This is a genomic window from Microcystis sp. LE19-10.1B, from assembly GCF_027530565.1.
In the GTDB taxonomy this organism is placed as follows: Bacteria; Cyanobacteriota; Cyanobacteriia; order Cyanobacteriales; family Microcystaceae; genus Microcystis; species Microcystis aeruginosa.
Window position 1 is genome coordinate 1 of sequence record NZ_JAPZQM010000194.1, and the last position, 4,228, is coordinate 4,228.

3 protein-coding genes and 1 pseudogene are annotated in these 4,228 nt (G+C 40.2%); all 4 read right to left on the reverse strand.

Going from position 1 to position 4,228, the window contains the following annotated elements; all coding sequences use genetic code 11:
* Positions 1 to 138: 138 nt before the first annotated feature.
* A pseudogene (locus O9332_RS07140) lies at positions 139 to 318 on the reverse strand (DUF4277 domain-containing protein); the annotation flags it as partial.
* Positions 319 to 602: 284 nt separating this feature from the next.
* Positions 603 to 1,706: an aromatic ring-hydroxylating oxygenase subunit alpha gene (locus tag O9332_RS07145; RefSeq protein WP_002763831.1), complete on the reverse strand. Its 1,104-nt coding sequence runs from the start codon at positions 1,704 to 1,706 to the stop codon at positions 603 to 605.
* Positions 1,707 to 1,795: 89 nt separating this feature from the next.
* Positions 1,796 to 2,569: a hypothetical protein gene (locus tag O9332_RS07150; protein WP_288024558.1), complete on the reverse strand. Its 774-nt coding sequence runs from the start codon at positions 2,567 to 2,569 to the stop codon at positions 1,796 to 1,798.
* A gap of 174 nt (positions 2,570 to 2,743) precedes the next feature.
* Positions 2,744 to 3,676, reverse strand: a complete 933-nt coding sequence (locus O9332_RS07155; RefSeq protein WP_002763827.1) for a tetratricopeptide repeat protein — start codon at positions 3,674 to 3,676, stop codon at positions 2,744 to 2,746.
* Positions 3,677 to 4,228 lie beyond the last annotated feature (552 nt).

A 4,228-nucleotide genomic window follows, 5' to 3' on the forward strand; every position in this document is an offset into this window, starting at 1 on the left:
TTTGTACCAAGCGATGTACTACAAGAAGGATAATGCAAGGTTTTTGAACGTCCCAATCCTATTTTCTTGCACTAACATCGGACTTTAACAGGTCAAAAGCTTTATTTTAAAAGGGTTTTACCATTATTCAGCAAACCCTAAATACAAAGACCCGGAGACAAATCCCAATCCATTCAGGATAATTGCTTTGACGACTTGCCCCGCTGTGACAATTTCTCCTCGCTCAATTGAGACTTGTTCGTTGATAATTTCAACGATTCCTATTTCATCGATAATTCCAGCGACTAATCCCAGATGGTCTAGATTTTTGACTTCAATTTCTGTTGATTGATTCCTAGTCGAACAGTCCACTCGCCTCAGTTTTCCAACAATTCCTATTTTTTCATAATTAGGGGTCTCAAGACCCCCCTAGCGGCCACCGAGAAAACCTTGACCAGCTAAGTATTTTTACTCAAGTCTCTGGAGGGGGACAGCTTATGTGACAGTTGAGGGTGCGGAATGTGGGTTTGATCTTAAACTGTGCCAAAAACGTTCAAAATCGAATTCAAGAGCAAGAAACCCACGCCAAATCAAAATTATGACGTGGGAAGATGTCAGATTTTTCAGGCAGCGGATGGCACCAAATTCATGAGCTTAAGATAAGGTTGTTGAAAAGTATGAAGGCGGCGCTCGTCACTGCTAAGAATTCCTTGTTTATAATCCCTTGAGTTATCGATTGAAACCATTCCTAGCTGGACTGATTCGCAGACAGGTTTGTCTTCATCCCAAACTTGAGTAACTAAGTTAGCTGAGGCTTTGCTACTCATATCAAATAGAATTTTCTCCAGACTGGCATTATCAAGTTTTCCCATAAAGGTATAGTTGGTAACTTTGGTTTCTGTAGAACTAAGAGGCGTGAAAACGTGCATATTTAAAGACATCCCAAACAGAGTGGACAAGGTTAAAAGTGGGAAAATCAAATAGTGCTGATAGCCATCTATCTTCAGTTTTCGATCTGCAAAAGCTGTGGTAAACTTTTTGACTTTTGCATCTAGCTTTTTGGCTTTACTGAGGTAAGTCGAATGGAAGTCGTCATTCCAATAATACCCGTCAACTGCTCCATACTTGCCAAGAGAGTTGGGATGGACATCCCAGATGTGGTAGCTATCTAAAGTATTTTCAACGATAATTTTCCAGTTGGCTTTAATGATCATTTCTTGACAGTCAACTTTCTCACCCATTGACTCTGAAAAATCTAATAACCGACTATACATCCCTCCTAAATACTCTTTGAGGGTCAGACCATCATCATTTTTTTTCACAAAAACAAAGGAGCCACAAGTATCAACTAACCATTGTTTCAATTGAAAAGATTCCGGTGTACAATCGGAAAAATCGAAGCGGGACTGTAAGGGAATGTTAATCGGGATGCCAGCACTGTCATAAATCCATCCGTGGTAGGGACACCTAACTGGCCTATTGCCTTTATCCTCTTGATGAATCTTACTAAAACGATGGGAACAGATATTATCAAACGCTCGCAATTCTCCACGAAAATTCTGGACAAAAATAGCTTGTCCTCCTAGATCTTTAGCAATATAATCATTATGATTTTCTAAGTCGGTGGTCAATCCGACAAAGTTCCAAAGGTTTTGAAAGAGAACTATTTGCTCTTTCTTGAAAATCTCGGGATCGGAATACCAAGAAATCGGCACAAGGGTCTTCATTGTTAATTCTCCTCTTCAAGATTCTAGTTTTTAATTATAAACTTCAATCTTTATGGACTTTCTGAAGTATGAAAAAATTAAACTTGTTTTTATAATTCATAGGTAATACAAATTAGTTTGAGTTCTTTTTCTGCATCTTCAAGTAGCGTCCGCAGCCAAGTAATGCGATATTCAAGCTCCTCCTTATACTGGACAATCTCTTCTAGGGAACTGGAAGTCAGAGAAGCAACCGACTTAGGTGCCTGTTGAAATTCGCCTTGCATCTGAGCGATAAAATCTCCGACTTCCCCTTCGGGTTGCTCGACTTCTGCTCTCTTTTGACTCACTTTTCTTGCTAGTGCTTGATTTTCTTCGAGAGCCTCTTCAAGTGCTTGTTGTATCCGACTTAGTCGAGATTGCAAACCTTCCTTGGCGAGCTTCTGCTCTGCAAGATTATTCTCAAGTCCCGTCAGTTCAGCTTGCAAGCTTTCTCGGATTGTTCCTTGCTCCTCAAGTTTTTGTTGTAGCTCGCTCAAGCTTGTTGAGAGAGCTAACTTCAGATGAGGGAAATAGCTCCCTACTTCCCTCATCTCTTTGGGCAAAGCTAGTGACTCTAGATGAGTGGAAGGATTAAAATCTCCACTCCCTAATGCCCTCAACTCAAGCTGAATCTGATTGAAACCCCGCTCCATTTGATTAATTGTTATTAATTCCAAAGCAAAAGTAAATCCTCCTACAAGAATAGCCACAAGGGACGCTAGGAAAATCTGCCACGGCAGTTGGGATGGGAGAAGATTACTAGACTGCTGCTGAAGCTGGAGCGAGGCATGAATTGCTAGAAACACGGCTATAAAGACAGATAAAGTAACGATAATAGCTATCAATATCTGTTGTTTTTTGAGAGAAGCTCTCTGAAAATCACGAAACATTATTTGGCTTTTTTACTGGAACTAACATTATAGTCTTTAAAGACTATACTGTCTGGGGATTTAGGGATTTTTACTAAATTGGGTTTGGGCAATTTGCTGAGTTGCTTTTTCTTTGTAGGTCTCGAGGATTTATCCTAATTTATCGTCATCTTCTTCTATCAGCATATCCAAAGTGGAAAGTTCGCTGGCGACCTCTCCTTGTTCTGCCGCCAGTAAATTGGCTGCTCGATAGGCTTCTGCCGCTTCTTTGGTAAATCCTTGACGAGTATAAAGATCCCCCCATAATTTTTGTTTTTTGGCTTCTATGGGTTTTTTGTTCGGCAGATCGCGTAAAATCTCTGCTGCTTCATCGAGAGCATTGCTGGCAATTAAAGCCTCTATATAACCCATTTTGGCAACCACAGGAATTTTAGGATTTAATTGCTGAGCATCTTCAAAATTTTTGCGGGCGAGGTTATATTGTTTTTGTTTTAGGTAGATATTTCCTAGGGACTGATAAGCACTCCAAGCTGTGGGATTCATCCTCAGTGCAGACTCGATTTCATCAATTGCTGCCTTTGTATTTCCTTGTTCTTGGTAAATCTGAGACATGAGCAAGCGCCCTGGGGTTAACTGAGGGTTAAAGACCAGTGCTTTTTGAACTTGCTCTTTAGCTTGAGGGTATTTCTTTTGCTTTAATAAAACTCTACCCATCCCCAGATAACCAGCAGGGGTACTGGGGTCGATATTAACAGCATCTTTAAAAGCTTCAATGGCCGAGTCCAGTTCATTTTGCTTGTAGTAAACATTGCCAACGGCAAGAGCAGCTTTAGCCATCATTGGGTCAATTCTCCTCGCCGCCCCGAAGTGGGTCAAAGCTCCTTCATAATCTTTTTGTTTTAAACAGATGCTGCCTATACCAAGATGAGCTTGCTTAGAGCCTGGGTCTTTTTCAAGGATTGCTTCAAAAGCCTCCCGAGCTTCCTCATAGCGCTTTTCTTTCATCAGTTGAGACGCTGTTTTAATTGATGGGCTTTTTTGAGTAGGCTTGGTAACTCGCTTGACTTGGGGCGTAAACGACATTGAAGGATTCCTCCACATCAAATATTCACCTTCCGATTATACCGCTTCTTTTCCTAGTAATGCAATACCCAAGATTAACAAGGTCAGCGCATCTTAACAATTATTAACAAAATGAACTTTATTTGATGTAAGTTGCCTACCCCAAATTCAGGCATATTTGAGGAGAATTTGCCATCTCAGTTGTTAAGCAATAATCGACCAAATAGGTGGTTCTTCGTTACTTGGTATGGTTCGAGCGGGTGGCATAAATCGACTAAATCCTGGCTCTTCGGGAATTGTTATGCAAATAATTAACTTAAAATAAAATTCGATGAGAGTGCCTACGCTCAAAAGTAGCTGAAATCGATATAGGGAAGGACTTAAGGCATCAACAGGTTAATACCAAAAGATAGACAATCGAGTTAAGATTTAATATAATAGTCAAAAACCCGAGTATTTTACTTATGATACTTGACAAATTTTTGAACCTACAAGGAACCTGTATTCAAGGCTATCTACACCTAGAAAATATCGGTATAGTTTGCCGAATCGAATCGAAAAATAAAAAAGCAA

Excerpts from the sequence above, each read along its gene's own strand:
- O9332_RS07155 (WP_002763827.1), bottom strand. The coding sequence starts at position 3,676 with ATGTCGTTTACGCCCCAAGTCAAGCGAGTTACCAAGCCTACTCAAAAA.
- O9332_RS07145 (WP_002763831.1), bottom strand. The coding sequence starts at position 1,706 with ATGAAGACCCTTGTGCCGATTTCTTGGTATTCCGATCCCGAGATTTTC.